Annotated in this window: 22 protein-coding genes; 13 read left to right on the top strand and 9 right to left on the bottom strand. The window is 60.6% G+C overall.

The features are described from left to right. Nucleotides 1-29 precede the first annotated feature (29 nt). From LG661_RS18545 to LG661_RS18530, 4 genes are all read right to left on the bottom strand, one after another. Complete coding sequence (locus LG661_RS18545) at nucleotides 30-1,265, bottom strand: porin (RefSeq protein ID WP_230533370.1); 1,236 nt, start codon at nucleotides 1,263-1,265, stop codon at nucleotides 30-32. Nucleotides 1,266-1,671: 406 nt separating this feature from the next. Next, nucleotides 1,672-2,508 (bottom strand): aldo/keto reductase, encoded by an 837-nt coding sequence (locus LG661_RS18540; protein WP_230533369.1) that lies wholly within the window; start codon nucleotides 2,506-2,508, stop codon nucleotides 1,672-1,674. A gap of 113 nt (nucleotides 2,509-2,621) precedes the next feature. Then, on the bottom strand, nucleotides 2,622-2,897 hold the full coding sequence (locus LG661_RS18535) for an Ada metal-binding domain-containing protein (protein ID WP_230533368.1): 276 nt from the start codon (nucleotides 2,895-2,897) through the stop codon (nucleotides 2,622-2,624). 50 nt (nucleotides 2,898-2,947) lie between these two features. Beyond that, entirely contained in the window at nucleotides 2,948-4,426 is a 1,479-nt protein-coding gene (locus LG661_RS18530; RefSeq protein ID WP_230533367.1) for an L-lactate permease, read from the bottom strand. Between the two features lie 547 nt (nucleotides 4,427-4,973). Between LG661_RS18530 and LG661_RS18525 the strand changes: the two genes are divergently transcribed. From LG661_RS18525 to terL, 4 genes are read left to right on the top strand one after another with little or no spacing between them, the layout of a single operon-like run. Beyond that, a complete protein-coding gene (locus LG661_RS18525; protein WP_230533366.1) occupies nucleotides 4,974-6,449 on the top strand; it encodes a site-specific DNA-methyltransferase in 1,476 nt (491 codons plus the stop codon). An 11-nt stretch (nucleotides 6,450-6,460) separates the two neighbouring features. Beyond that, entirely contained in the window at nucleotides 6,461-6,916 is a 456-nt protein-coding gene (locus LG661_RS18520) for a DUF5681 domain-containing protein (RefSeq protein WP_230533364.1), read from the top strand. Further along, on the top strand, nucleotides 6,909-8,012 hold the full coding sequence (locus LG661_RS18515) for a terminase (protein WP_230533363.1): 1,104 nt from the start codon (nucleotides 6,909-6,911) through the stop codon (nucleotides 8,010-8,012). The genes LG661_RS18520 and LG661_RS18515 overlap by 8 nt, the downstream gene beginning before the upstream one ends. Before the next feature lie 3 nt (nucleotides 8,013-8,015). Continuing rightward, entirely contained in the window at nucleotides 8,016-8,381 is a 366-nt protein-coding gene (gene terL, locus LG661_RS25470) for a phage terminase large subunit (protein WP_407666747.1), read from the top strand. Between the two features lie 263 nt (nucleotides 8,382-8,644). Here the strand turns inward: terL and LG661_RS18510 are convergent, their stop codons facing one another. The 5 genes from LG661_RS18510 to LG661_RS18490 all read right to left on the bottom strand — a co-directional run bounded on the left by LG661_RS18510 (nucleotide 8,645) and on the right by LG661_RS18490 (nucleotide 13,474). Then, nucleotides 8,645-9,859, bottom strand: a complete 1,215-nt coding sequence (locus tag LG661_RS18510; RefSeq protein WP_230533362.1) for a hydantoinase/carbamoylase family amidase — start codon at nucleotides 9,857-9,859, stop codon at nucleotides 8,645-8,647. Nucleotides 9,860-9,899: 40 nt separating this feature from the next. Beyond that, nucleotides 9,900-10,667 (bottom strand): creatininase family protein, encoded by a 768-nt coding sequence (locus LG661_RS18505; protein ID WP_230533361.1) that lies wholly within the window; start codon nucleotides 10,665-10,667, stop codon nucleotides 9,900-9,902. A 139-nt stretch (nucleotides 10,668-10,806) separates the two neighbouring features. Next, complete coding sequence (locus tag LG661_RS18500) at nucleotides 10,807-11,748, bottom strand: threonine ammonia-lyase (RefSeq protein ID WP_230533360.1); 942 nt, start codon at nucleotides 11,746-11,748, stop codon at nucleotides 10,807-10,809. Nucleotides 11,749-11,765: 17 nt separating this feature from the next. After that, a complete protein-coding gene (locus LG661_RS18495; RefSeq protein WP_230533359.1) occupies nucleotides 11,766-11,930 on the bottom strand; it encodes a hypothetical protein in 165 nt (54 codons plus the stop codon). 47 nt (nucleotides 11,931-11,977) lie between these two features. Then, a complete protein-coding gene (locus tag LG661_RS18490; protein WP_230533358.1) occupies nucleotides 11,978-13,474 on the bottom strand; it encodes an amidase in 1,497 nt (498 codons plus the stop codon). Between the two features lie 606 nt (nucleotides 13,475-14,080). Between LG661_RS18490 and LG661_RS18485 the strand changes: the two genes are divergently transcribed. The 9 genes from LG661_RS18485 to LG661_RS18445 all read left to right on the top strand — a co-directional run bounded on the left by LG661_RS18485 (nucleotide 14,081) and on the right by LG661_RS18445 (nucleotide 26,292). Then, nucleotides 14,081-15,667: a gamma-glutamyltransferase gene (locus LG661_RS18485; protein ID WP_230533357.1), complete on the top strand. Its 1,587-nt coding sequence runs from the start codon at nucleotides 14,081-14,083 to the stop codon at nucleotides 15,665-15,667. A gap of 94 nt (nucleotides 15,668-15,761) precedes the next feature. After that, on the top strand, nucleotides 15,762-17,375 hold the full coding sequence (locus LG661_RS18480) for an ABC transporter substrate-binding protein (RefSeq protein WP_230533356.1): 1,614 nt from the start codon (nucleotides 15,762-15,764) through the stop codon (nucleotides 17,373-17,375). A gap of 85 nt (nucleotides 17,376-17,460) precedes the next feature. Then, nucleotides 17,461-18,402 carry an ABC transporter permease gene (locus LG661_RS18475; RefSeq protein WP_230533355.1) on the top strand — a complete coding sequence of 314 codons (942 nt, stop codon included), beginning with the start codon at nucleotides 17,461-17,463 and terminating at the stop codon, nucleotides 18,400-18,402. After that, nucleotides 18,402-19,292: an ABC transporter permease gene (locus tag LG661_RS18470; RefSeq protein WP_407666745.1), complete on the top strand. Its 891-nt coding sequence runs from the start codon at nucleotides 18,402-18,404 to the stop codon at nucleotides 19,290-19,292. Before LG661_RS18475 ends, LG661_RS18470 begins: the two co-directional genes overlap by 1 nt. Continuing rightward, the gene (locus LG661_RS18465) at nucleotides 19,289-20,965 is read left to right on the top strand and encodes an ABC transporter ATP-binding protein (RefSeq protein WP_230533353.1); all 1,677 of its coding nucleotides are present in this window, start codon (nucleotides 19,289-19,291) and stop codon (nucleotides 20,963-20,965) included. Before LG661_RS18470 ends, LG661_RS18465 begins: the two co-directional genes overlap by 4 nt. Nucleotides 20,966-20,973: 8 nt before the next feature. Beyond that, the gene (locus tag LG661_RS18460) at nucleotides 20,974-22,473 is read left to right on the top strand and encodes a M81 family metallopeptidase (protein WP_230533352.1); all 1,500 of its coding nucleotides are present in this window, start codon (nucleotides 20,974-20,976) and stop codon (nucleotides 22,471-22,473) included. A gap of 40 nt (nucleotides 22,474-22,513) precedes the next feature. Next, on the top strand, nucleotides 22,514-23,674 hold the full coding sequence (locus LG661_RS18455; RefSeq protein ID WP_230533351.1) for a M20 aminoacylase family protein: 1,161 nt from the start codon (nucleotides 22,514-22,516) through the stop codon (nucleotides 23,672-23,674). Nucleotides 23,675-23,711: 37 nt separating this feature from the next. Beyond that, complete coding sequence (locus LG661_RS18450) at nucleotides 23,712-24,875, top strand: M20/M25/M40 family metallo-hydrolase (RefSeq protein ID WP_230533350.1); 1,164 nt, start codon at nucleotides 23,712-23,714, stop codon at nucleotides 24,873-24,875. A gap of 241 nt (nucleotides 24,876-25,116) precedes the next feature. Further along, the gene (locus LG661_RS18445) at nucleotides 25,117-26,292 is read left to right on the top strand and encodes a M20 family metallopeptidase (RefSeq protein WP_407666744.1); all 1,176 of its coding nucleotides are present in this window, start codon (nucleotides 25,117-25,119) and stop codon (nucleotides 26,290-26,292) included. Nucleotides 26,293-26,372 lie beyond the last annotated feature (80 nt).

Genomic DNA, 26,372 nt, shown 5'->3' with positions numbered 1-26,372 from the left:
CGCTGACGTCGACNGCGAGCCGCGTTAGATCAGAAGTCGCGCTGGACGCGGAGGCGACCGGAGAAGTCGTCCTCTTCCAGGCCGATCGGGGTCGGGCCGCTGACGTCGACGTTGGCGTAGAGAACTTCCACACCGATGTCGAGACCGGCAACCGGCTGCCAGAACACGTTCGTGCCGACGCGCCACTCGCTGAAGTCCGCCGACGGAGCAACGCCAGCGCCGTACTCGACGCGAGCATACGAACCGAAGACGTTCTGACGGATCTGGGGCGTCCAGTAGTGACGCAGACCACCGGCAACCGACCAGCCATGGCCGCGGTCGATGTCACCCGTGAACGGGTTGATGTAGGCGTCAGCCACGAAGAAGCGCGAGGTGCCGACCTCTTCGGCAGAGCCGAAGCCGAGGTAAGCCAGAGCGCCGTTGGCGTAGGTGGCATTGAGCCACAGAGCGTCGCCAGCGCCGAGCATCGGCAGGTTCACGCCCACGCTACCGGACACGGCGAAGCCGTATTCGGTATCCGGGATGACAGCGAAGCCGCCAGCCGTCGTCACGATGTTGTCGGAACGGATCTGGCCGACAGCGGCGGCGAGCTGAGCGGTACCCCAGGTGCCGGTGTACTTGACGTTACCGACAACGTTCGGGAGACGCTGACCAGCGTAGACCAGAGCGGTGCCGCCAGCGAGCGGGATAGCGCCGGCCAGACGGGTCTCGAGACGATCCTCGAGCGACAGGGTGGCCGAGAAGCCGTTGCCGAACGAGAAGGTGTAGGCGAGCAGGTTCACGTCGGGCGCATCATAGAAGCGCAGCGTGCCCATGTGACCGGTCGGCAGGTCGCCGTTCGCGAAGAACGAGGTGACGCGACCAGCGGTCAGGCCGCCGAACTGGATGAAGGCCTGAGCAATGTTAGCACTGGTGGAGCCACCAGCGGTGCGGTTTAGCTCGGCGCGCACCAGGGTGCGGAGCAGGCCGTAAGCGGTCGCCGTGCGGGCGTCGAGCTGGACGCGGCCACGAACGAAGAAGTTCGCGAGATCGTCCGAACGGTCGAAGGTCTCGCCGACGATGTAGTCAGCGCGGACGCGGCCGCCGACGCGCAGGCAGGTTTCCGTGCCCGGGATATAGAAGAAGCCTGCACCGTAGGTATTGCAGACACGAACGTATTCAACAGCCGGAGCGACCGCACGTGCGGGCAGATCGGCGGCTTGGGCCCCGGCGACGGCGGTGAGACCCACAGCCGATCCGAGGAGAAGAGTTCTGATACGCGTCATCGATGGTCCTCCAGCTTTCACGTTCTAGGCGGCCGCTTGGAACCGGCAGCAGCGCTGCCGAGGAGATTGCGGCCTGTGGCATTCCCTAAATGCGCGGAGGTAATTTATGTCGATCTTTCGCAAAAAATCTGTTGCCACGAGGCAACACGGGCTGGATTTGCTTAGTTTACACTATCGCCAAAGGTGGTACTACTTTCGATAATCGAATAAAATCTCATTCGTATGGGAATATCTATTCGGGTTTACTAATTGTCTTCGATGTAGTTTTATTTGCGATGTCTTTGGATTGACCTCCAGAGACATTCGAGACCTTGACTGGCCCTGCCCTTGCGGCAGGGATCTTTTTGGGCCGGACCCAAGCGATGTTCACAGGACGCCCGGCGCAGCCGCCGGACGTCTCCGGAAGTCAGATCATCTCGAGAGGATGCTTGCGGCGAGGCGGCGGAAACGCGGCGTCGATGGCCTGCAGGTCCTCCGGGGAGAGCTGGATCTCGAGCGCCCGGTGATTGTCCCGCACGTGATCGGGGCTGGCGGCGTTCGGGATGGCGATCATGCCGGGCTGCCGGAGCAGCCACGCCAACGCCACCTGGAATGCGCTCGCATCATATTTGCGCCCGATCTCCTGCAGAGGGCCTAAGCGGGGCAGGCGCCCCTGTTCGATCGGACTGTAGGCCATCAGCGGCATATGGCGCTCCGCCATCCACGGGATCAGGTCGAATTCCGGCCCGCCCCGCGTCGCGTTGTAGAGCACCTGGTTGGTGACGCAGCCCTCCCCGCCCGGCACCGCGAACAGATCCTGCATGTCGCTCGTGTCGAAATTGCTGACGCCCCAGTGGCGGATCTTGCCGGCGCGGCGCAGGTCCTCGAAACCGGCGACCGTCTCCTCGAGAGGCACGCTGGCGCGCCAGTGCAGGAGATACAGGTCGAGACGATCCGTGTTCAGCCGCCTGAGACTGCGCTCGCAGGCCTGCGCAAGAGCCTGGCGCCCGGCATTGTGAGGGTAGGCCTTGCTGACGAGAAACACCTGGTCCCTCTGCCCTTCGATCGCCTCGGCGACGAGTTCTTCGGCCGCTCCCTCGCCATACATCTCCGCAGTGTCGACGAGGCTCATTCCGAGTTCGACGCCGAGACGCAGCGACTCGATCTCCTGCCTCCGCCTGTTGGCATTCTCGGCCATCTGCCACGTGCCCTGCCCGAGCGCAGGAACGGTCTCGCCGGTCGGCAACTTCACGTGTCGGCTCATGGGAAAACCTCAGGCATCAATCGGGCGGCTCAATGGGCGCAACGAACCCCGTTGCAGAAGAGTTCCGCAGGCTGTCGCTTGCACCACACCTCAGCAGCGACCCGCTGTTGCCATCAACATGACGGAGTGCGCAGCTTGCGGCGCTTCCAGGCTTTGAACTTCTCCGGCAGGCAGGCGGCACATGGACGATAGCCTGCCGATACGGCGCTCGCCTCATCCGCGAAGTAAACGCGGTGTCTGACATAGCCGCCCCGCGCGAGGGCGCGGAGAGCGGCGGGGCAGTCCAGACGTCCGTATATTCTGCTCCGTCGATGACCTCCGAGGAGTCCGGGCTTGTCGCTGCGATAAGCCTCTCCGTCCGCTCCGATGAGTGTGTAGGGGCCAGTCAATGCCTGCGTTCCGGTCAGATGAATTCCTCGTCCGCCGGAGATCGTACCGCTCAGCGGCTCAGAAGCAACACGAGGAAGCCACCGGCGCCGGCGTAGACGAGACAGGCGAGAGCCGTGCGGGTCAGGATCTCGCCTTCCCGCCCGCTCAGGCCCACGGTCGCAGCCCCGGCGATGATGTTGTGCGGACAGATGATGTTGCCGACGGCTGCGCCGAATCCCTGTGCGGCGATCATGGTCGCCAGAGGCAGCCCGAGAGCTGAGGCGGTTGCCGCCTGGAATTCGGTGAAGAGAATGTTGGAGGCCGTCGCCGAGCCGGTGACGAAGGTGCCGAGCACGCCGACGGCCGGGGCCACGAGCGGCCAGAATCCGGCGGCTCCGGCAGCAGCCTGCGCCATCTCATGGATCATTCCCACGTGCAGCATGACGCGGGACAAGGCGAGCATCGCGATGAGGGCCAGCACGACCGGCGCGATCCGCCGCAGGGCGGCGCGAGCCGCTTGAAACAAATCCCCCGGGCTGCGCTCCTGCGCGAGCCCTCCGATCAGGAAGCCCAGCATCAGCATGGTGCCGGGATGGTAGAGAGGCTGCATGGCGCCGGTGAACGCCTCCCGGAAGGTCCAGGCGATCTCCACCGTACGCAGCTGCTCCTTCAGCGCCGGCAGGAGCCGTGTCGCCAGAATGAGCGCGAGGATGATGCCGTAGGGCAGCCCTGCCCTCGCCAGCCCCCATCCGGCGCCGCCGCCTGATCGGGAACGCCAGCGGAGGACGGCGATGAAGCAGGCCCCTCCCAGCAACGCCCCTCCCAGGGTCGGAAGCTCCGGCCCGGTTATCCATGCAAACCCGGCAAAGGGCACGAGGAAACACGCGGCTGCAAGAAGAGCCCATCCCCATTGCCGGATCGAGGGAGGCTCATCGCCCGCAAGCCGCACGAGAAAGAGCACCAGGATGACGCCGAGAAGGCCGTGGAGGAGGCCTGTCGTCGCGGCGATCTCGGCCACGCTCAGATCGGTCAGCGCCGCCTGGGCGAGAACCGGCGTTCCGACGGCTCCGAACGATACGCCGACCGCATGACCGATGAGGGCGAGCGCCACCGCCTTGGTGGGCGGGAAGCCGAGGCTGACCAGCAGCGGAGCGGCCAGGGCCACCGGCGTGCCGAAGCCCGCCGCGCCCTCCATGAACAGGCCGAAGAACCAGGCGACGAGAATGGTCTGGATGCGCCGGTCGTCGGAGAGCCCGGCCAGCCCTTTCCGGATCACGTCGAAGGCGCCGGACCGCAGCTGGAGTTCATAGATCGCGAGGGCGGGAAAGATGATCCAGAGAATGGTGGCGGTCGTGAAAAGCGCCTCCAGGGCCGACCCTGCGAGAATATCGGCCGCGCCGGAATCGACCCGCGCGCCTCCAAAAACGGTGAAGGCCAGGGCGATCGCCAGCCCCAGCCCGGCGAGACCGGCATGGGCCGCAGGCCAGCGCCGCCCGATCATCAGCGCAAGCACGAGCGCCAGGGGAAGAGATGCCCAGATAGCCGTCATGCCCTGCGACCAGGGTTATGCCGAGATGTCATTACGGCTCGGTGATAGGGCAAATCGCGAGTGAAACGAGGCAACTTAAGAAATTAATGCCGTGCTTTTGCCATTCGACAAGTAGTCAAGCCCATACTGGACCCAAGAGTTCCTATGTCTTGCGGCTGCTGAGAACGAAATGCAATCGGAGGCGGCGGCAAGTGGTGGTGCAGGCAGTCGGGTACGAACCGGTCTCCCCTGCCCTTTCACTGCTCTGAGGGAAATCTGCAGGGAAAATCCTGTTTCCTCCTGGAGCCTTTGCCCCCTCCATATCTGTTCGCCGCTAGCGTCGGACACTCTCTTTGTCAGCAAAATCAATCACTTGCACATAGCCCGACTGCTGTGCTAGTTCTGATTCGTCTGGCGGCAGTCTCCTATTCCTTTGGGAGCAATTCGCGGACAGCCCTCGGCTCATGTTGGGCCGAACCACTTCCCGAGATCGTCTGATCTCACGGTGATCGTTGCCGACACGTCTCGGCAGCGGGGTTGCCCCCTATTGTCTCAAAGGACCATCGCCATGAGCGAACTAACCGCTATTTCTGCCTCAGCCCCGAACACAGAGGCCGCGGCCCCTCCTTCAAGCCGCAAGGTGAAGGCGCTCTACCGCGACCTGAAGCTCGCGGTCGAGTACGTGCCGATCAAAAGCCTCAAGGCTTACAAGCGTGCCCTCCGCACCCATTCTGCCGCTCACATCGAGCAACTCGAAGCCTCCATCCAGGCCTTCGGCTTCGTACAGCCAATCCTGGTCGATACTGATGGCGAGATCGTCGGCGGGCACGGGATCTTCGAGGCCGCCCGCAAGGCGGACTACCGCTCGGTCCCGGTCGTGCGCCTTACCCATCTTGATGAAGCCCAGAAGCGCACCCTGCGCATCGCGCTGAACCGTCTGGCGGAAAAGTCCGGCTGGAACCAGGAGCTTCTGGCACTTGAGTTCAAGGAGTTGCTGGAGCTCGATCTCACGCTTGATCTGGACTTCGATCTCACCATTACCGGCTTCGCCTCGCCCGAGATCGATCAGCTCATCGAGCGCCAGGAGCAGGCCTCAGATGAAGATCCGGATATCCTTCTTCCCGACGATAGCGCTGGAACTCCTGTCTCCCAGCCAGGCGATCTCTGGCTCCTCGGCGAGCATCGCCTGATCTGCGGCGATGCCCGGGATGAGAACACCTATGCCACTCTCCTGGGAGGCGAGCGGGCTGCAATGGGCATCCATGACGCCCCCTACGATGTTCCGATCTCCGGCCATGTGGCCAAGCCGGGCCGGCACCGGGAGTTCGTCATGGGGGCCGGCGAGCTCGGCACGGCCTTCACACCTTTCCTGAGCGCCTTCCTACAGGCAAGCTCCGCCTTCCTCACTCCAGGCGGGTACCAGTTCTGCTTCATGGACTGGCGCCACATGGGTGAGATGCTGGCTGCCGGACAGGCTGCCGGCCTGGAGCTGAAGAACCTGTGCGTCTGGAACAAGGGTTCCGGCGCCATGGGCTCGCTCTACCGTTCGCAACATGAGTTAGTCTTCGTCTTCTGGGATCCGAAGGCTCCCGGAGCCAACCATGTCCAATTGGGCCGGTTCGGGCGCAACCGGACCAACGTGTGGGACTACCCGGGAGCCGCAAGCCTCCGCAAAGAACTCGAACTGCACCCCACGCCGAAGAACGTCCGGATGATTGCCGATGCGATTCGGGATGTCACAAGCCGTAACGACATCGTGCTCGATTCCTTCTCTGGTTCCGGGACAACCATCATCGCCTGCGCGAAGGTCGGGCGGCGTGGCTATGCGATGGAACTGGACCCGCACTATGTTGATGTCGGCGTGCGCCGCTGGGAACAGTGGTCCGGCAAAGTCGCCCGGGATGCCGAGACGGGTCTCACCTTCGCCGAGATGGCCGAGCAGCGCAAGCAAGCACCCGATCTTCAGGTTGGCCCTGAGTCAGTCGCAGCCCAAGAGGTTGTCCCGGCTCCCCGCGCTCGTCAGCGCCCACCCCGTGCTGCGTGAGGTGACGTGTCATGGCCAAGATGAAAACCACCCATGCCTCGGCCGATTACGAGGTCGGCCGGGGTAAGCCCCCGCGTTCGTCGCAGTTCAAGCCGGGACAATCCGGCAATCCCGGCGGGCGCAGGAAGGGCAGTCGTAACTTCAAGACCAACGTGCTGGATGTCTTGGACAGCGAGATTGAGCTCACTGAAGGTGGTCGCACGCGCAGGGTCCCTATGATCGAGGCTCTGATGCTGCGCCAGGTTCAGGAGGGTCTCCGCGGGCATCTTCGGGCGATCGACAGTTTGCTCGACCGCTACGAGCGCCATGCCGGCCAGGAAGTCGAGCAAGCTGACGAGCTGCCTGAGGATGATCTGGCTCTCCTGAAGCAGGCGCTTGGCTCCTCCCAGAGACGCCAACGGTGCAGGTCAAAGCCTGCTCCTGACAGCCTGTTTGCTGCAGACGAGGAGGATGTGGTCCATGAATGAGCATGCCCGTCTTCTGCGCGCCTTCCTGCGACAGGACCTTTCAGTATTCAGCCAGAAGGTCTTTGCCACCCTTGAGCCCGGCACCGCCTATCAGCACAACTGGCACATCGATCATTTGTGCTGGCAGCTGACTCGGGTTGCCCGGGGCGAGCTGCGCCGGCTGATCATCAACGTGCCGCCCCGCTCGATGAAGTCGATCACCGTTTCGGTCGGCTTCACCGCCTGGGTAATGGGCCAGGATCCGACCCGGCGCATTATCTGCGCCTCCTATGCTGATGATCTCGCCCGCAAGCTATCGGTCGACACCCGGACCGTCATCGACAGTCCGTGGTACCGGGAGCTCTTTCCGCAGATGCAGCTCGCCTCCAGGCGCCCACGCAACACGGAGCTGGTCACCACTCAGCAGGGCTACAGGTATGCGGCCGGCATGAGCGGCTCGATCCTGGGCCGCGGCGCGGATCTCATCGTCATCGATGATCCGATCAAGGCGACTGATGCTCTCTCCGAGAAGGAGCGCCGGCGGGTGAATGAGGCGTTCGACAACACCCTCTACACGCGTCTGAACGACAAACGCACCGGAGCGATCGTGATCATCATGCAGCGGCTGCACCAGGATGATCTGGTCGGCCATGTGCTGGCCAAAGGAGATTGGGAGGTGATCTCGATTCCGGCGATCGAAACGGAGGAGCGGGCCTATCAACTCAGTTGTGATCCGGAGGATGTCTACATCAGGCACCCCGGCGAGGTGCTGCATGCGGCCCGGGAGTCGCGGGAGATCCTGGAGCAGATGCGCCGGTCACAGGGATCACTGACCTTCTCGGCCCAGTATCAGCAGGCACCGGTGCCACCGGAGGGCAATATCATCAGACGCGACTGGCTGCGCACCTACGCTGAGCGGCCCTCCAAGTTTGACATGGTGATCGCGAGCTGGGACACCGCTTCCACCCTGTCGGAGACCTCCGATTACTCGGTCGGGACAGTTTGGGGCGCTAGGGGGCTCAACTTCTATCTGCTCGATCTGGTGCGGGGGCGATTTGAGGTCCCGGAGCTCCGGCGCGAGGTGCTGCGCCTGTCGCAGACCTGGAAGGCCGATTAGACAATCATTGAGGACACCGATATCGGCCGAGCGATCACGCAGGATCTGCGCCGGTCGGGCGAATGGAAGGCCATTCTGCGCAAACCCCGCTTTGACAAGGAAGCGCGCTTCCTCGCCCAGTCGGCCCGGTTTGAGTCAGGCCAGGTGCATGTACCGCAGGATGCACCCTGGCTGGCCAGCTGGCTGGAGGAGCTGCTCGCATTTCCGAACGGACGGCATGATGATCAGGTCGACTCGACCAGTCAGGCGCTCGACTATTTAACGGCACGGACTCATACGCTGCATGCAGCCGAGGCACTGCGCGAGAGGCCGAAGAGTGTGCACCGTCCTGCCGGGTTCAAGCGACCCGCCGGCAGCCAGAGGGGATAATCTGAATGATGCGCATCGAATGGAGTAGGATCCGCGGCATGTTTTTCCCTCAGAGATTTCACTCACATACATGCAGGTGCAGCGATCAGCGGATTCTGCAGGGGCCTCTGGGTCATGCAGGCACTGAAACATCCCAAATCTACACGCATCTCGATACTTGCCGCCTCTACGCTATGGTCTGGGACCCATATCTGCTCAACGAGGGGCACGGGCTATCCAGTGTGACGAATCCCCGGTGAGGGCAGCCAGCCAGAATTGACAGTTCAGGGGCCAGGCAGCAGAAGTGTCTCGATTGCCGCACTGAGGACAGCGCAACCTTGGACAAGATCTTCAGATCGGGTGTCTTCCTCAAAGCAATGGCTCTTGCCTGCAATCGACGGCACAAACAGCATAGCGCTTGGCATGATGCGACTCACGGGGACCGCATCGTGCAGGGCACCGGATACCATCCGCCGCCACCGTCCTGGAGCCAAACGCCCGGCAGCAGCGATGAGGGTGCCGGCCAACGCAGCATCTAACGGGGCTGGCGGGAGTTCAGCGACTACTTGCGTCCTGATCTCAACGGATCTTTTTGCGCTAATGCCTTTTGCAATCATCTGGGCACGCGCGGCCAAGTGGTTGAGGCGTGCTTGATCGGGATCGCGGATCTGCAGCATAGCATCAACACGCCCGGGGATGATGGAAGTGGCGTTGGGGGTAACATTCACACGCCCGAAAGTCCACACAGTGGCTGGGCCGGCCTCGGAACAGAATGCTTCGTCCACTGCATGGGCAAAAGCTACAAAGCTCATCACAGCGTCATGCCGACGATCCATTGGGGTGGTTCCAGCATGGTTCTGATCTCCAACAACCACCACTTCGACGTGCTGCATCCCGACAATTGTCTCGACGACACCAATGGCTTCTCCGGCATCGTCCAGAACAGGTCCCTGCTCGATGTGGGCCTCAATATAGGCTTTGAAGAGCTGATGCGGGACCTGCTTCGCGGCCCTGAGCTCAGGCACGCTGGCAAGAGTATCGGCCAGCTTGCGTCCCATCCGGTCAGTCCGGTCCTGGAGTGTCGAGAGGGCCAACTCGCCACTCCACACCCGGCTTCCCAGGAGCGGCTCGAAAGTTCCTTCCTCATCCGCGAACGAAACTACAGCAATACCTTGTAAGCCAGCTTCCTGTGCTGCGCGCGCAATCTCCAACCCGCACACCACACCGTAGCTGCCGTCGAGCCATCCGCCCTCAGGCTGTGAGTCGGAATGTGAGCCGATGAGGACCGCAGGTTTTTCCGTTTCAGGTAAGCCGAACAGGTTGCCGACAGGATCCCACACAGGGCGCAGACCTGCGTCTGTGAAACGCCGTGCAAGCCAGCGCCGCCCCTCCAGATCAGTGGCAGTAAACGCTTCCCGCACCACCCCCGTGCCTTGGCCGCCGATCTGTCGTAGCGCTGCCAGATCCTCGAGCAGACGAGCGGGATTGACCTTGATCATTCAGATTGCTCCAGGAGGGCTGTCCGGCAGCGGTCAGAGGTTATCCGTTCCATGGCCTTCCGAGGGCGAGCTGGTCCGCAAGAGCGCTTGAGGCAGCTTCCAGGAGGCGCTGCCCCTTCTCGGCCGAAGATCGACGTGCATCACCAATGACGCCCGTTGGGGTCAACTCCTGAAATGACCGCCAGCGCTGCAGGGATCGGTTCAGCACGGATCCCGCTCCGCTTGCATGCGGTCCCAAGGCATCGGGAAGGCGGGACAGGTCAACCAGATCGGGCTGGGCCGCCATCATCATGGAGGTCTCGGCCTCACAGGCATGCAGGACGGATTGCTGATCCTCCAGGATCTCGGCAAAGGCCTCATCGGCAAGAAGCCAGTACGTTGTCGTGGCGATTGGCGCTCGCAGCTCCCGGGTGAGCTCGACCGTGAGAGCATTCAGCGCGCTCATGTTGCCGCCATGCCCGTTGACAATCAGTATCTTGCTGAAACCGGCCCGCAGAATGGAGCCGCATAGATCGCGCAGGAGCGCATGGTAGGTTGGCAGGGTCAACGTGAGGCTGCCGCCAAATGCCATGTGATGCTCGGCAAGTCCGATCGCGATCGTGGGTGCAACGATCACTGGCACGCCACGGTCCGCCAGCTTCAGTGCAGTGCGGTGACAAACCTCAGAGCAGAGTACATCGTCAACGCCGGTGGTAAGATGCGGCCCGTGTTGCTCTGTGGATGCGACAGGCAGGAGTACGATAGCCCCCAGTTTCGCTTGATCGCGTAACTCAGCCGCCGTCAGGTTCTGCCACAGTACTTGCGTCATCGATATTCCCCTACTTTATGGGCTTCTGGTGCTGTCTCTCGCCTCTCGGCAAGCCTGAGCCTGCTGCAGGTGCCGAAGGCTTCTCTGAGCAATAGCGGCAGGGGCGAGAAATCGCATGATAGTCACACAGGCAATTCAGCTACGCCATTCCATCAGTTCCAGCACCGCAGATCAAAGCACAGACGTGATCGTCTGCGGAACGTGAAATCCTCCCAGTCCTCAAGGCAGCAACCGATGCCGCTCCCGATAGATCGGCCGCAATACCGAACTCAAACCAGAGCCAGCGGGCCGCAGCCTGCATCTCATCGTCGGTGACGAGAACAATGTCGTCCACGTGGCGGCTCACTGTCTGGAAAATCGCCTCGTCCGTTCGCCTGCAGGCCATGGTCGGAACCTGCGTGCTGACGTTGTTGAGCGTGACGAGACGTTGGGCATCAAGACAAGCCCGCAACGTGGGAGAGCCGACCGGCTCGATTCCGATCACCTTTGCCTGAGGGCGTCGAGCCTTCACAGCAGTCGAAAGGCCGGCAATAAGTCCCCCTCCCCCGATTGCAACCAGGAGGGTATCTACGTCCGGCATATCGTCGAGTATCTCGAGCCCCAATGTACCCTGACCTGCAACGACAACAGGATCGCTGAAGGGATGGACATAGGTAGCGCCGCTCCCATCCGCAAAAGCCAGGGCAGCCTCGTTAGCCTCGTCCCAGACAGAGCCGACGATTTCGACTGATGCGTTCCATACCTTCAGCTTCGCGACCTTATCGGGAGCGACGTTCGAAGGCAGGAAAATCTTTGCCTGGACGCCGGCCACATGGGCCGTGCGTGCAATGGCCAATCCGTGATTGCCCCCGGAGGCTGTCACCAGTCCATGCCTCAACTTCTCCGGTGGCAGGGTCTGAAGTCGATTCATCGCGCCCCGCGCCTTGAACGAGCCGGCTACCTGCACAAGCTCGAGTTTCAGTGTGACCCGCCCCTCAAGTCCGACCGCGTCACGCATCTGCGTGGCCGGCATAACCGGAGTGTGTCGGATGAAGGGGGCGATGCGCTCCTGTGCTGACAGGATATCGTCAATCGTGACCACGATATGGTCCTTCGGGATTAGCGGAAACCAGTGAGCGCATCGGCGACCAAAAAGGTATGATCCATGCTGCAGGTCGCAATCTGCTGCAAAGTGGTTGCGCGCGGTTGGTCCAGGGGCAGGCGGTTGAAATCCAATTCACAAGTCTCAACATCTTTGTAGTCTCGCCGCTTCAGCTTGGGCAATTCACCGCGATCCAGAGGTGTCTTCGGTTTGGGAGATGACGGCAAGCTCACCCCCAGCCGAGAAATCCGTCCATGCTGCTAATAGGAGGAGCAGCATGGAGCTGGTCGAGACTTGGGACTGGTCGTTGAAGTAGGGGGGAACTGCTGAAAGCTTCCTCAAGCGCAGCCGCTACACCCAGAACAAATGCGTCCCCTCCTCTAGGACCTACAATTTGCAGGCCGAAGGGCATTCCCGTCGCATCGAGCCCGACCGGCAGACAGACAGCGGGGTGGGCGGACAGGGTCACGTAGTAGGCCAGCGCCAGCCAGTGGAAGTAGTTGCTCGTCGGCTGCCCGTCGATTTCGGTTGGGTAGAGTTCCCGCCATGGCCGAGGGCTGATCGTGATGGCAGGAGTAATCAGAACGTCATGAGTCTGAAATAGGCTCACGAACGAGTGGTAGATCCGCGTCTGGGCCGCGTGTGCGCGGGCGTAGTCCTCAAGGCTATATCGAAGTCCTTCCTCGACATTGGTTCGGAGGTTTGGGCCACACTCCTCTGGACGGACCCTGTACCGCTCGAGGTGAGCGGAAAGGACGCTGGTTGCCCGCAAGACAGCAAAGCTTTCATCGGCTCCACTGCAGTCCGGGTGAGCGGCGGCCACCTCGTGGACCATCGGCCGACAGGCTTCAACTCGAACCTGAAAAGCCTCGCGGACAATCCGCTCGACGGGTGCATGGCCGAAGTCCTCGCTGACGGCAACGCGTAGCTTTGCGAGATCGACCCGCGGTGGCGGAGAGAATAGGCCGGGCGCGCCCCGTATGTTTTCTCCGTGCATTGTATAGGCAAGAGGATCGCCCGAATCGTCCGATGCCATCGCTGCCAGAAGAAGGCAGAGATCTTCCACGTTTCGCGCCATCGGCCCGAGCACGGAAAGCGGCGACCATCCGAGAGTACATTTCTCGGATGGCACAAGGCCTGGACTCGGGCGAAACCCCACAATGCCGCAAAATGCCGCCGGATTGCGCAAAGACCCGCCCATGTCCGATCCGGTACAAAGCGGGACCATGTTAGTCGCCAGCGCGACCGCAGAGCCACCAGACGAACCTGCGCACGACTTTGCCGGATCAAACGGATTGCCGGTTGCGCCGTAGACTGCGTTCCGAGTGTTCGCTCCAAGGCCCCATTCAGGTGTATTGGTCTTACCGAGTACCAGTCCGCCCGCAGCTCGAATGCGGGCAACCATCCCGGCGTCATGGGTCGGGACATGATCCCGGTAGGTGGTACTTCCCCAAGTGGTTCGAAGCCCTGCCGTCTCATCGAGGTCTTTGATGCCGATTGGCAGGCCATGCAGCAGCGGGAGATCGTCTCCGCGCATGACGGCATCTTCAGCCTGTCTGGCGGCGGCTCGGACCCCTGGTTCATCCATGGCGACGAAGGCATTGACGGCGGGGTTCACCTGCCCGATGCGCATAAGACAGCTCTCAAGCAACTCGACGGGCGAGAGAGATCTGCGGCCGATGAGGCGCCGCGCATCGCAGGCGGAGAGATCACAAGGTTCGGTCAAGACAGGTCCACATCGGCAAGAGCAGGCAGGGAGTGATTGGCGGAATGGCATTATGTCATGCAATCGGCATCTGCCAAGCGATCCCTAGTCCGCACCTGAAGGCCGGACCAGAGCGATCCGAGATCGTTTGAATAAGCGTATTGAGACGTCGACGCTGATAAGCGATCAATCAACTTTCAGCGGACACATCAAATGGGAGCATTAAGTTCTCGGGGGGATATATTTCTATTCGCGACGGATGTTTGCTGCCTTGTCACGAAGTGTTCCCGCCGATGACATCGGCATTGTAACCGGCTGGCTCGGAAACCTAGATTCAGCCCCACAGGGCTAGAGCACGCATGATCTGAAAATCCAATGATCAGGTTCGATTCTGCGCATTGCGTAACTTGATTCCATTCAGCTTATAGTGTTTGAAACTCTGTTCCTATCTTTCTACTTGCTGCACCGCACAAGACACTGCTGAATAAAGCAGTTGACGGTTTTCTTAACGCAGGCTTAACATTGCTTCATGAGCCTTAAGTTGCCGATTACTCCATTCGGCGCGCACAGGTTATCAAGCGCGTCAGGTAAAGTCTTGAGCGGTACCCTCACTGAGGCGCGCAAGGCATGAATGCGCTCTCCCGGAACCAGGTGGTCCTCAAGCCGGCTGTCGCGTCAAAGGGCGGAATCGTCGCGGCACAGAACAGAGAGGCAGCCGAAATCGGGAGCGCGGTTCTGGAGGGTGGCGGTGATGCTGTAGATGCGGCGGTAGCCACATCGTTTGCACTCGGAGTTCTTGAACCATGGATGAGCGGCCCCGCAGGTGGCGGGGCGATGGTGATCTGGAGGGCAGAGGAAGCAAAGGCCTATTCTGTCTATTACGGCATGCGCTCTCCGGCCGGCTTGGATCCTGCTGACTACCCACTATCCGCGTCCGGAACTGCCTCCGATCTATTCCCCTGGAGATCTGTTATTGGCGATCGCAATGTAGAAGGGGCAACAGCAATTGCCGTTCCCGGCACCGTCGATGGCATAGGACTAGCTCATGAACGTTTCGGCCGAGTGCCTTGGCGGGACCTTCTGGGACCGGCCGCCATCTCGGCCCGTCGCGGCTTTCATCTTGACTGGTACGCCTCGCTGATAATTGCATCAGCAACGCGCTCCCTCGCTAAGGACTCTGACGCCGCTGCGCTTTTCCTTGAAGATGGGCAATGGCCGCCTATTCCTCCCTGGACGGCATCCGATGATCGCCGGATCAAAAACGCCGCGATGGCCGATACAATCGACCACTTGGCCGTGGAAGGCTTTCGGGAATTCTATGAGGGCGACGTTGCGAAGCAGCTTTCATCGGATGTACAAGCCAAGGGAGGCTCGCTGTCTTTAGACGATCTCCGCGCCTACCATGCAGAGATCCGGCCAGCCACCCTCGTCCCTTATCGCAATGGCGGCTTCTATCTCGCACCGGAGCTAACGGCGGGCCCGACCTTTGCCGCCGTACTTCATCATCTTACTGAGGGTCTAGCATCGCCGTGTGTTGAGCCCGGCAGTCAGACCTACTGCGTCTATGCGGATGCTGTCGACGCGGCATACCGGACCCGCCTAGCGGAAGCGGGCGATAACGAAGCACCGCATAGCCCCGCCTGTACGACACACTTCTCTGTAGTGGACCGACACGGCAACATGGTTGCTATGACGCAGACACTTCTCTCTGTCTTCGGTTCAAGAGTTGTCTCCCCCTCGACAGGCCTTCTCCTTAACAACGGCATCATGTGGTTTGATCCCGAGCCTGGGCACCCGAACTCACTCGCGCCGGCAAAGCGCTGCCTTATGAATGTGTGCCCGGTTATCGGGGAGACAGGCGAAGCCCGCTTCGCGATCGGGGCCTCCGGTGGACGCAAGATTCTGTCTGCTGTCGTGCAGCTTTCCTCTTTTCTCGTGGATTACCGGATGAGCCTTGAGGAAGCCTTCCACCAGCCGCGGGTTGACCTCAGTGGCGGCCCGGCACTCGTCGCTGACGAGAGGTTGCCTCGCGAAACAATTGAGGCGCTGTCGGCCCGGCGACAGGTTCTGACGACAAAGCAGACGGTTTATCCGAACGCATTCGCCTGTCCGACTGGCGTGATGCGCAAAGGGGAAATTAATTACGGCGCAAGCGAAATCATGTCACCCTGGGCCGATGCGGTGGCAGAGAAACATGCGGGAGGTGCGGCATGACGGGTCGTGCCCCGGCAGATCTTCGGGCCGGCGTCCGCGCCCGGATCTCTTCGTCAAGCAGGGGCTACACCCCAAGTGAAAAGGAGCAACGCGAATGAGGCATCTTCAATCCATCGGCAGTTCAGTGCTGACTGAAGGCTTCCGGAAGTATCTGCTGGCATCAACGGTCGCGCTGGCAGCGCTAACGGCGGCCCCTGTGGCTGCTCAGGAAATCCGCGCGGTTATGCATTCCGGCCTGCGGGTGCTCGATCCGATCATCACGACCGCGCATATCACCCGCAACCATGGCTACATGATCTACGACACCCTACTTAGCGTCGACGAGAACATGAAACCGCAGCCACAGATGGCGGACTGGAAGGTTTCCGATGATCAACTGACCTACACTTTCACGCTTCGCGACGGCTTGAAGTTCCACGATGGAAAGCCGGTCATCGCGGCCGACGTAGTGGCATCTTTAAACCGCTGGGGGAAGCGCGACACTGCCGGCCAGATGCTGATGAACTACACGGAGAGCCTCGAGGCAAAGGATGACAAGACGGTTGTCCTGAAGCTCAAGGAGCCGTTCGCCTATGTAATCGAACTGATCGCCAAACCCTCTGCCGTACCGGCCTTTATCATGCCAGCGCGCGTTGCTCAGACGCCAGGTACGGAAGCGATCAAGGAGCATATCGGCTCCGGCCCCTTCCGCTTTGTAGAGAGTGAATATCAGCCGGGCGTGCAGGTCGTTTACGAGAAGTTCGAGGACTACGTGCCGCGCAAGGAGCCGGCAAGCTGGACGGCAGGCGGCAAGGTTGTGAAGGTGGACCGGGTTGTTTGGGTGAATACGCCTGACGCGCAGACAGCCATCAACGCGCTGAATTCCGGTGAGATCGACTATATAGAGCAGCCGCAGATAGACCTTCTTCCACTCCTAACGGCAAGCGATGACGTGACTGTCGACGCCCTGAATCCGCTCGGATATCAGACGATGGCCCGGCTAAACTTCCTCCACCCTCCGTTTAACAACCCGAAAATTCGCCGTGCGGCTCTCTACGCGCTGGAGCAAAAGCCTGTATTGGGGGCTCTGATCGGCAATCCGGAGTACTATTCGGTTTGCGGCTCGATGTACGGCTGCGGCACTCCGCTTGCGACGGACGCTGGCGCAGAGCCTATCCTGACTGAGAATAACACGGACGAGGCGAAGAAACTTCTTAAGGAGGCCGGCTATGATGGCACCCCTATCGTCATCATGCAGCCGACGGACGTCACATCGGTCAGCCCGCAGCCTGTCATTGGGGCGCAACTGCTTCGCGATGCCGGCTTCAAAGTCGACCTCCAACCGATGGACTGGCAGACTCTGGTGACGCGCCGCGCAAGCCAGTCCGCTCCATCGCAGGGCGGCTGGAACATGTTCTTCACCAACTGGGTCATTCCCGAAGTCTGGAATCCCATCGTCAATCCTATGCTGAACAGCGGGGGGCCGAAGCAAGCATGGTTCGGCTGGCCGGACGATCCGAAGCTCGACGAGATGAGGATAAACTTTGCCAAGGCGAAGACTGACGAGGAGCGTAAGAAGATCGCCGCTGATATCCAGAAGCACGCCTATGAAACCGTCAACTACATCCCGCTCGGCGAGTATGTTCCACCATCGGCATGGAGCGACAAGCTTTCCGGGGTTCTGAAGTCGCCGATCCCGACTTTCTGGAACATCACTAAAAAGGAATAGGATCAGATTGACTGATGCCCCACACTTCCGGCGCTGACATCCGTCAACGCCGGAAGATTCGACCCTCTGAGGGCAAGGACCCAAAATGTTCGGCTACTTCCTTCGCCGCATACTCGCAGCGATACCAGTTATGGCCGTCGTGGCTCTATTCGTCTTCCTGCTTCTGCGGCTGACCCCCGGTGACCCAGCAGCAATCATTGCCGGCGACATGGCAACACCAGAGCAGTTGGAGCGGATCCGCGTCACTCTTGGCTTGCACCAACCGATCCATGTTCAATTCATCACATGGGTCCAGCGGCTCCTGAGCGGGGACTTCGGAGTATCGCTGCTGTCGAACAAACCAGTCACCACTCTGATCTCTCAGCGTTTGGAGCCGACGATCAGCCTAGCGCTTCTGACCATTTTCCTTACGATTATCATCTCGGTCCCCATGGGGGTCCTGGCCGCGTGGCGGCACGGAAGCTGGATCGATAACATGGTAATGAGCGCTTCAGTGCTGGGCTTCTCAATCCCGGTATTTGTCATCGGATACATCCTGATCCAGATCTTTGCGCTTAATCTCGGTCTCCTTCCAGTCCAGGGCTTCACCAGTATTTCGAAGGGGGTCGTTCCCTTTCTTGAGCGGGCTATTCTGCCAGCTCTGACGCTCGCGTCCATCTACATCGCGCTCATCGCCCGAATGACACGGGCAGCTATGCTCGACGTGCTTGGTGAAGATTACGTCCGCACAGCTCGGGCAAAGGGCCTTGATGAGAAAATTGTTCTCTTCCGTCACGCTCTCCGGAACGCCGCTGTGCCTATTCTCACAGTTATCGGCACAGGGTTCGCGCTGATGATATCAGGTGTCGTTGTCACTGAAAGCGTCTTCAACATACCGGGCCTAGGTCGGCTGACGGTCGACGCAATCCTTGCTCGCGACTATCCGGTCATTCAGGGTCTGATCCTGTTCACCAGCGGTATCTACGTGCTCATCAACCTTCTGATCGACCTTTCCTATGCATTCCTGGACCCAAGGATCCGATACTGATGGCGACCAGTGTTGAGAGACGCGTAGAGCCGGTGGTACGCCGGCGATTTCTCCCGACGATCGACGTGCAAGGCATCGGCTTTGCTGCCACCCTTGCCAGCATCTGCCTGCTCATCATCATTCTGATGGGAATTTTCGCGCCTCTTATCGCAACTCACGACCCGATTCTGATGGACCCAACCCAGCGTCTGAAGCCTGCGAGCAACGCCTTTCTCCTGGGCACAGATGCGTATGGTCGTGACCTCTTCTCGCGCATCGTCTACGGCGCGCGTATCTCGCTGATCGTTGGCGTCGGCGCAGCCATCATCAGTGTCGCAATCGGCTTGCCGCTCGGACTATTGGCAGGATTTTTCCGAATTCTCGATGCAATCCTGATGCGCATCATGGACGGCTTGATGGCAATCCCGAGCATCCTGCTCGCAATCGCGGTCGTTTCGCTCGCCGGAGCCAGCCTTTGGACGGTGCTCGTCGCGATCACCATCCCCGAGATCCCGCGGGTCGTGAGGCTGGTCCGCTCCGTCGTCCTGAGCGCACGCGAAGAACCTTATGTGGAGGCCGCAATCGCTGTCGGAAGTAGTCTGCCCAAGGTTATGTGGCGACACCTCGTTCCAAATACACTCGCGCCTTTGATCGTCCAGGGCACATACATCTGCGCCTCTGCCATTCTGATTGAGGCGATCCTGTCCTTCCTTGGCGCCGGCGTCGGAACCGAGACACCGTCATGGGGTAACATTATGTCAGAAGGGCGCGTCTACTTTCAGCTGAAGCCGTCACTCATCTTCTGGCCTGGTCTTGTCCTCTCGATCTGCATTCTTTCGATCAATCTTCTCGGGGATACAGCCCGCGACCTGCTCGATCCACGCCTCAAGCAGCGTGGGGGCGAAAAATGAGCGAGCCCATCGTGGAACAATCTGTCCCTGTTCTGAGGATCGAGGATCTCACAGTCGAGACCAGCGGGGCTCGCCCAGCACCAATTCTAAACGGGATCTCGCTTGAGATCGGAGGCGGCGAGACGGTTTGCCTTGTCGGGGAAAGCGGCTCCGGCAAATCCGTCACGTCCCTCGCGACGATGGGGCTTCTCCCGAAATCTGCGCTCGCGGTCTGCCAGGGGCACGTTCTTCTCGAAGGCGAAGACCTTCTGAGGGCCAGTGCTGCGCGGTTGAAAGAGCTACGTGCAACACGCATGTCAATGATCTTTCAGGAGCCGATGACGGCGCTCAACCCGGTCCTGACCGTGGGTTACCAAATCGAAGAGGTTCTGCAGGCACATTCCAATCTCAGCTCGCTGGAACAGCGCCAGCTCGTGATGGAAATGATGGAGCACGTCCACCTGCCCGATGTGAAGAGAATCCACGGCTCCTATCCCCATCAGCTGTCGGGTGGTCAGCGCCAGCGCATTATGATCGCCATGGCTCTAATTCTCAGGCCGAAGCTTCTGATCGCAGACGAACCGACGACCGCACTTGATGTTACGACGCAGAGACAGATTCTGAAACTCATCCGTGAGCTTCAGAGCGAGCTCGGCACCTCCGTTCTCTTCATCACCCACGACATGGGCGTTGTCGCCGATATCGCCGACCGGGTCTGCGTCATGCACAATGGTCGCATAGTGGAGGAGGGATCGACGAACGCAATCCTGCGCACTCCTAGGCAGGACTACACGCGCGACCTGCTGACAGCCGTCCCAGCGCTAACGCCGCGTGAGCCGCGCAATGAGACCAGCCGCGAGGCGATCCTGGAGATTGTGGATCTTGTGAAGATCTACAGCACGAAGTCCCTCTTCAAACCCCGGCGGGAGACGGTTGCCGCCGAGAAGGTCAACCTTATGCTCAGGCGCGGTCGGACTCTGGGCATAGTGGGCGAGAGCGGGTCTGGCAAGTCCACTGTGGCGCGCTGCGCCATGCGGTTGATCGAGCCGACATCAGGGAGCATCCGAGTCGGCGGACAGGAGATTTCCAATCTTTCCCGCAGCGCCCTTCATCCCTATCGCAAGCGGATTCAGATGATCTTCCAGGATCCAAACAGGTCGCTGAATCCGCGCCTGACAGTTGGTGAGAGTATCACTGAAGGACCGGTGAATTACGGCCTGTCCAAATCAGACGCCATTGCCAAGGCGAAGGAGCTTCTTGAGCTCGTCGGTCTTCCGGCCGACGCGATCGATCGTCATCCGCATCAGTTCTCCGGCGGCCAGCGTCAGCGCATCGCCATCGCGAGGGCACTCGCCATGGAGCCCGACGTTCTTGTGGCGGACGAGGCGGTATCGGCGCTCGACGTCTCCGTACAGGCACAAGTATTGGATCTCCTGGACGACCTCCAGGAACGCTTCAAGGTTGCAATTCTCTTCATCACCCATGATCTGCGCGTCGCGGCTCAGATCTGCGACGATGTCGCCGTCATGCAGAATGGCCGAGTCATCGAGTATGGCCCCGCTGAACGCGTCCTGCAGTATCCGCAGCAGGAATACACGCGCGAGCTGTTGGACGCGGCTCCCGGCAAAGGCTGGGATTTTCCCAATTTCCGCCCCCTCCCAGCGAATACGCCTACCGGATCCTTCAATCAGTGAGACGATCCATGACCGGACCACGCGTCGCTATTGGCGGCTTCATGCACGAGACTAACACATTCGGCCCCAGCAAGGCCGGACTTGAAGCGTTCGTCGAAGGGGGCGGGTGGCCCAGCCTGAGCGAGGGCCCTGCCCTGATCAATGCCACCCGCAATGTCAATATGGGCATCTGCGGCTTCGTCGAGGCGGCTGAGGCCCAAGGCTGGGATACTGTACCTACACTCTGGTGCGCGGCGAGTCCCTCGGCCCATGTTACCGAAAATGCATTTGAGACGATCACGAACCAGATTGTGGACGGAATACGGAGCGTGGGGCGCCTCGACGGTGTCTATCTCGATCTTCATGGCGCGATGGTCGCCGAGCATGTGGATGATGGGGAGGGGGAAATCCTGACGCGCATCCGCGATGTGATCGGCCCCGATGTACCCCTTGTTGCGAGCCTGGATCTTCACGCGAATGCGACACGGCGCATGTTCGACATGGCCGATGCGTTGATCGCTTACCGGACCTATCCGCATGTTGACATGGCAGAGACAGGTCGACGTTCCGCGCTCTACCTGAGGAGACTAATGAGTGGGGAGCGCGACGCCAAGGCCTTCCGGCAAGTTCCGTTCCTGATTCCGATTGCATGGCAATGCACCTCGGTGGAGCCAGGAAGGAGCCTCTATGCTAGACTTCCGGCACTGGAGGAGCGCGGCATTGGGTCGGCCTCCCTGCTGATGGGATTTCCGGCCGCCGATTTCGCCGATTGCGGCCCGTCTATCGTGGTCTACGCCCCCAGTCAGGAGATTGCTGATAAAGCGGCTGACGATTTGCTTCGTGCAGTGGCCGAGCAGGAAAGCGCCTTCTCAGGCCGCGTGTACTCGCCGAGAGAGGGCGTGCTCCATGCCATGAAGCTTGCCGACAGCGCCAGCCGCCCGGTCGTCATTGCGGATACCCAGGACAATCCGGGCGCTGGTGGGGACTCCGATACGACCGGCATGCTGCGCGCACTCGTCGAAGCCGATGCCAAGCGCGCCGCAATCGGCGCGATCGTCGATCCGTTAGCCGCGATCAGAGCTCATGAGGCTGGGATTGGCGCGCGTGTCAGACTATCTCTCGGCGGCAAGTCCGGTATTGAAGGCGATGCGCCGCTCGAAGCCGACTACGTTGTGGAGTCCCTGTCGGATGGTCACCTGACGGCCTCTGGACCCTTCTATGGCGGAGCTCGGATGCAGCTCGGACCGTCCGCCTGCCTCCGGCTCGGCGATGTTCGGATTGTTATCGCATCGCGCAAGGCGCAGATGGCGGACCAGGAGATGTACCGCTTCGTCGGCATCGAGCCGACGAAGCAAGCGATCCTTGTTAATAAGAGCTCGGTCCATTTTCGCGCCGATTTCGAACCAATTGCCGAGGCCGTTCTCGTCTGTGCCGCGCCCGGCCCGATGCCGGTAGATCCAGCCGCCCTGCCCTTCACCCGTCTACGGAAAGGAATGCGGCTTTCTCCAAACGGCCCATTCTTTAACTAACGCTTTTCGCTCCATTCGACCATGCACAAGGACTTCAGTCATGTCAGTACTGCCCCGCATCGAAGAATTTACGACTGACCTCACGGCTATCAGGCACGACCTGCATGCCCATCCGGAGATCGGGTTCGAGGAGAAGCGCACCTCGGGAATCGTGGCAGGAAAGCTAGAAGAGTGGGGCATAGAGGTCCATCGCGGGATCGGCGGCACAGGTGTTGTCGGGGTTCTGAAAGGCAACCGCCAAGGCACGGGCCGGATCGGACTTCGCGCTGACATGGACGCGCTGCCGATGGATGAACTCACTAATCTGCCCTATCGCTCGACTATCCCGGGTCGGTTTCATGGCTGTGGACATGACGGCCACACGACCATGCTGCTGGGCGCGGCACGCTATCTTGCCGAGACGCGCGATTTTGCAGGCACTGCGATTTTCATCTTCCAGCCGGCTGAGGAGGGGCTCGGCGGCGCCCGCGCCATGCTCGCTGATAAGCTGTTCGAGCGGTTCCCCTGTGACGAGATCTATGGGCTTCACAACACGCCGGACCTGGAACCAGGCCAAGTCGCCGTCTTTCCTGGCAAAGCGATGGCCGGTGCAAGCTTCTTCGACATCGCAATCACCGGCAGCGGCAGCCATGGTGCGATGCCCCACATGTCCCGGGATCCAATTATTGTTGCAACTGCTCTGTCGCAGGCTCTGCAGAGCATTGTCAGCCGCAACGTGAACCCACTTCAATCCGCAGTTCTGTCCATTACCCAGATTCATTCCGGATCTGCCTATAACGTGGTTCCGGAGAAAGCTTCTTTGGCCGGAACTATCCGCTTCTTCGATGACGAGATCGGCGAGTTGGTGCGCACTCGCCTAAAGAAGGTTGCCGCCGGAATTGCGGAATCCTTTGAGGTTCAGATCGACGTCGACATACGCGACATCTTCTCGGTTCTGGAGAACCATGAGGCCGAGACCGCTGCTTTCGCTGAGGCTGCTCGGGAAATCGTCGGTGCCGAAAACGTCCTGACCGAACCAGCCCCAGTGATGGGTAGCGAGGATTTCGCGGACATGCTGCACATGGTGCCGGGATCCTACTGCTGGGTCGGCCACGCAGGGACCGTACCATTGCATAACCCGGCCTTCGTCTTGGACGACGGTATCCTGCCGGTTGGTGCAAGCCTTCTGGCGCGCATCGTGGAAAAGCGGCTGCAGGCATAATGAACCATTACTGGCCCGAAGAGCGGAAAGAAGAGCAATGGACGCGAAAACTCCTGCCCTGAACCTCAACCTTGATCTCGACCAGATGCTCGACGGTCTCCGGCGATGGGTTGAGTGCGAAAGCCCGACATTCAATGTCGAGGCGGTAAATCGTATGATGTCGCTGGCGGCCAGTGAGCTCACGGAAATGGGCGCCAGTGTAGAGCGGATTGCTGGCCCCACCGGACTCGGCGACTGCTTAAGAGCTTCGTTTCCACATCCGCGACAGGGCGAACCCGGCGTGCTTATCATGGCCCATCTTGATACGGTTCATCCGGTTGGCACGCTTGAGAAACTACCGTTCCGCCGGGATGGCAGCCGCTGCTACGGTCCTGGCATTCTCGACATGAAGGGCGGCACCTTCGCTGCATTGCAGGCCGTGCGCGCCCTGGCAGATGCTGCCATCGAAACGCCTCTTCCGGTCTATGTACTACTGACCTCTGATGAAGAAATTGGCAGCCCCGGTACGCGACCGCTGATCGAAGCAGAGGCAAAGCGCCACAAATATGTCCTCGTGCCGGAGCCTGCTAGAGAGAACAATGGTGTTGTATCAGGGCGTTATGCCATTGCCCGGTTCAATCTGACTGCGCAAGGCCGGCCGAGCCACGCAGGAGCAGCACTCAAGAAGGGGCGCTCCGCAATCCGCGAGATGGCCCAGCAAATTCTCGTTATCGAGGATATGACAGACGAGGATTGCACCTTTAGCGTAGGTGTCGTCCACGGCGGGCGGTGGGTAAACTGCGTCTCAACAGAGTGCAGAGCAGAGGCACTCAGCATGGCAAAGCGCCAAGCTGACCTGGATCGTGGCATAATGCGAATGCTCGACCGGAACGCGATCCACGAAGACGGAACCGGCTTCAAGGTTGAACTTGGCGTGGTGCGGCCGGTTTGGGAGCCTGATGAGGGCACGATGGCGCTTTTCGCCCAAGCTGAGAAAGCCGCGGCGAGTTTGGGCATGAGACTGTCCCATGGGAGCGCCGGCGGTGGATCTGACGGCAATTTCACGGGCGCCTTGGGGATCCCTACCCTCGATGGCCTTGGTCTCAGTGGCGACGGCTATCACACACTGGAGGAGCACATTACTGTCGACAGTCTTCTTGAGCGCACCCAGCTGATGGCTGGTCTTCTTATCCGGCTTAGCAAGAGTGAGGCTGAGCGCTGATTTTCAGGGGCTTGGTCAGGCTCGGGCGGATGGACGCTCGAGCGCAACCTGCAGATCCAGACCATGCTCGGCCGCACCCTGCCCCAGAGCGCCCAGGATTTCATCGCCTTCGTGACCGCTGAACTGCAGAGGCCGGAGGCAGTGCGCCCTGCCCTTGCCGAGAGTCATGCAGATTGATTGTGGCTTAACTGTTATGTTGCGAGTGAAACTGCGCTCTGGGTGAGGTTAAACAATCCCGTCGATGAGGAGACAATCGTTGAGCACGACTCTGGAAGCGCAGGTCCTTGAGTGGCTCGCTGGTCAAAGACAGATCATGATCGATCAGCTTCGCACGCTGGTCGATGCCGACAGCGGCAGCTACGACAAGGAAGGCGTCGACCGCGTCGGTGCGCAACTCCGTGCATTTCTGGAAACAGCGGGCCTCTCTTGCGAAACGTTTCCCAGCGAACATTATGGAGACGGACTCCGTGCCACCCTCGGCGCGCCTGACGAGCAGAACCGGCCGATCCTGCTTATGGGGCACCGTGACACTGTCTTCCCGAAAGGTGAGGCCCAGCGGCGTCCCTTCAGGATTGAAGGCAGCCGCGCCTATGGCCCAGGCGTCGCCGACATGAAGGCCGGCTTGGTGATGAACAGCTTCGTGCTTGCGGCCTTTGCCCGGTTCGGCGCGCCCGTCCCTCTCGTTGGGCTCTACACCAGCGACGAGGAAATCGCCTCCCCCTCGTCACGCACGCTCATCGAGCAGGAGGCGCGACGCGCCCGCGCTGTCTTCAACGCAGAGCCGGGGCGTCCGAGCGGCAACGTTGTGACAGGCCGCAAGGGCGGCGTCTTCATGCAGATGGAGATCCAGGGCGCTCCCGCCCATTCGGGAGTCAATTTCGAACAGGGTGTCAGCGCTATTGAGGAACTGTCCCGCAAGGTTACGGCGATCCATGCCCTGACCGACCTCAAAAAGGGCATCACGGTGAATGTTGGGCTCGTTTCCGGAGGGCAGTCGGTCAATACGGTTGCGCCGAACGCCCGCGCCGAGATCGACGTGCGCTACATCGAACCGCAGGACCGCGCCCGGGTCGTCGCGGAGATCAAGGCTGTCGTGAGCACGAGTTTTGTGAAAGGCACGACCGCGAGCCTGAAAGTTCTGGGCGAGTTCCTGCCTCTCGTCCCGACCAATGCCTCGCGGCATCTGTTCGAGCTTTATGCCGGCTGCGCGGAACGTGTTGGCCTCACCATTGGAGAGGAATTCACCGGCGGCTGCGCTGATTCCGGTTTCGCGGCGGCCCTGAGTGTGCCGACCCTCTGTGCCACTGGCCCTTGTGGCGGTAAGCCCCACAGCCCTGACGAGTTTCTGGAGCTGGATACCCTGATCCCGCGAGCTCAGGCGCTTGCGCTCTCGATCATCGCGCTTGGCTCATCCTAAATCCGGCAGCGCCATCATGTTGAATGCCGTTTAACGCACCGGACTGGAAATCTGACTTTCGGGGTTTTTGGCTGGCGCGA

It is taken from the genome of Microvirga roseola, assembly GCF_020866965.1.
Taxonomy (GTDB): domain Bacteria; phylum Pseudomonadota; class Alphaproteobacteria; order Rhizobiales; family Beijerinckiaceae; genus Microvirga; species Microvirga roseola.
This window is presented reverse-complemented; position numbering and strand designations above follow the sequence as displayed.

Excerpts from the sequence above, each read along its gene's own strand:
- LG661_RS18545 (WP_230533370.1), bottom strand. The coding sequence starts at position 1,265 with ATGACGCGTATCAGAACTCTTCTCCTCGGATCGGCTGTGGGTCTCACC.
- LG661_RS18540 (WP_230533369.1), bottom strand. The coding sequence starts at position 2,508 with ATGAGCCGACACGTGAAGTTGCCGACCGGCGAGACCGTTCCTGCGCTC.
- LG661_RS18530 (WP_230533367.1), bottom strand. The coding sequence starts at position 4,426 with ATGACGGCTATCTGGGCATCTCTTCCCCTGGCGCTCGTGCTTGCGCTG.
- LG661_RS18525 (WP_230533366.1), top strand. The coding sequence starts at position 4,974 with ATGAGCGAACTAACCGCTATTTCTGCCTCAGCCCCGAACACAGAGGCC.
- LG661_RS18520 (WP_230533364.1), top strand. The coding sequence starts at position 6,461 with ATGGCCAAGATGAAAACCACCCATGCCTCGGCCGATTACGAGGTCGGC.
- LG661_RS18515 (WP_230533363.1), top strand. The coding sequence starts at position 6,909 with ATGAATGAGCATGCCCGTCTTCTGCGCGCCTTCCTGCGACAGGACCTT.
- LG661_RS18510 (WP_230533362.1), bottom strand. The coding sequence starts at position 9,859 with ATGATCAAGGTCAATCCCGCTCGTCTGCTCGAGGATCTGGCAGCGCTA.
- LG661_RS18505 (WP_230533361.1), bottom strand. The coding sequence starts at position 10,667 with ATGACGCAAGTACTGTGGCAGAACCTGACGGCGGCTGAGTTACGCGAT.
- LG661_RS18485 (WP_230533357.1), top strand. The coding sequence starts at position 14,081 with ATGAATGCGCTCTCCCGGAACCAGGTGGTCCTCAAGCCGGCTGTCGCG.
- LG661_RS18480 (WP_230533356.1), top strand. The coding sequence starts at position 15,762 with ATGAGGCATCTTCAATCCATCGGCAGTTCAGTGCTGACTGAAGGCTTC.
- LG661_RS18475 (WP_230533355.1), top strand. The coding sequence starts at position 17,461 with ATGTTCGGCTACTTCCTTCGCCGCATACTCGCAGCGATACCAGTTATG.
- LG661_RS18470 (WP_407666745.1), top strand. The coding sequence starts at position 18,402 with ATGGCGACCAGTGTTGAGAGACGCGTAGAGCCGGTGGTACGCCGGCGA.
- LG661_RS18465 (WP_230533353.1), top strand. The coding sequence starts at position 19,289 with ATGAGCGAGCCCATCGTGGAACAATCTGTCCCTGTTCTGAGGATCGAG.
- LG661_RS18460 (WP_230533352.1), top strand. The coding sequence starts at position 20,974 with ATGACCGGACCACGCGTCGCTATTGGCGGCTTCATGCACGAGACTAAC.
- LG661_RS18455 (WP_230533351.1), top strand. The coding sequence starts at position 22,514 with ATGTCAGTACTGCCCCGCATCGAAGAATTTACGACTGACCTCACGGCT.
- LG661_RS18450 (WP_230533350.1), top strand. The coding sequence starts at position 23,712 with ATGGACGCGAAAACTCCTGCCCTGAACCTCAACCTTGATCTCGACCAG.
- LG661_RS18445 (WP_407666744.1), top strand. The coding sequence starts at position 25,117 with ATGAGGAGACAATCGTTGAGCACGACTCTGGAAGCGCAGGTCCTTGAG.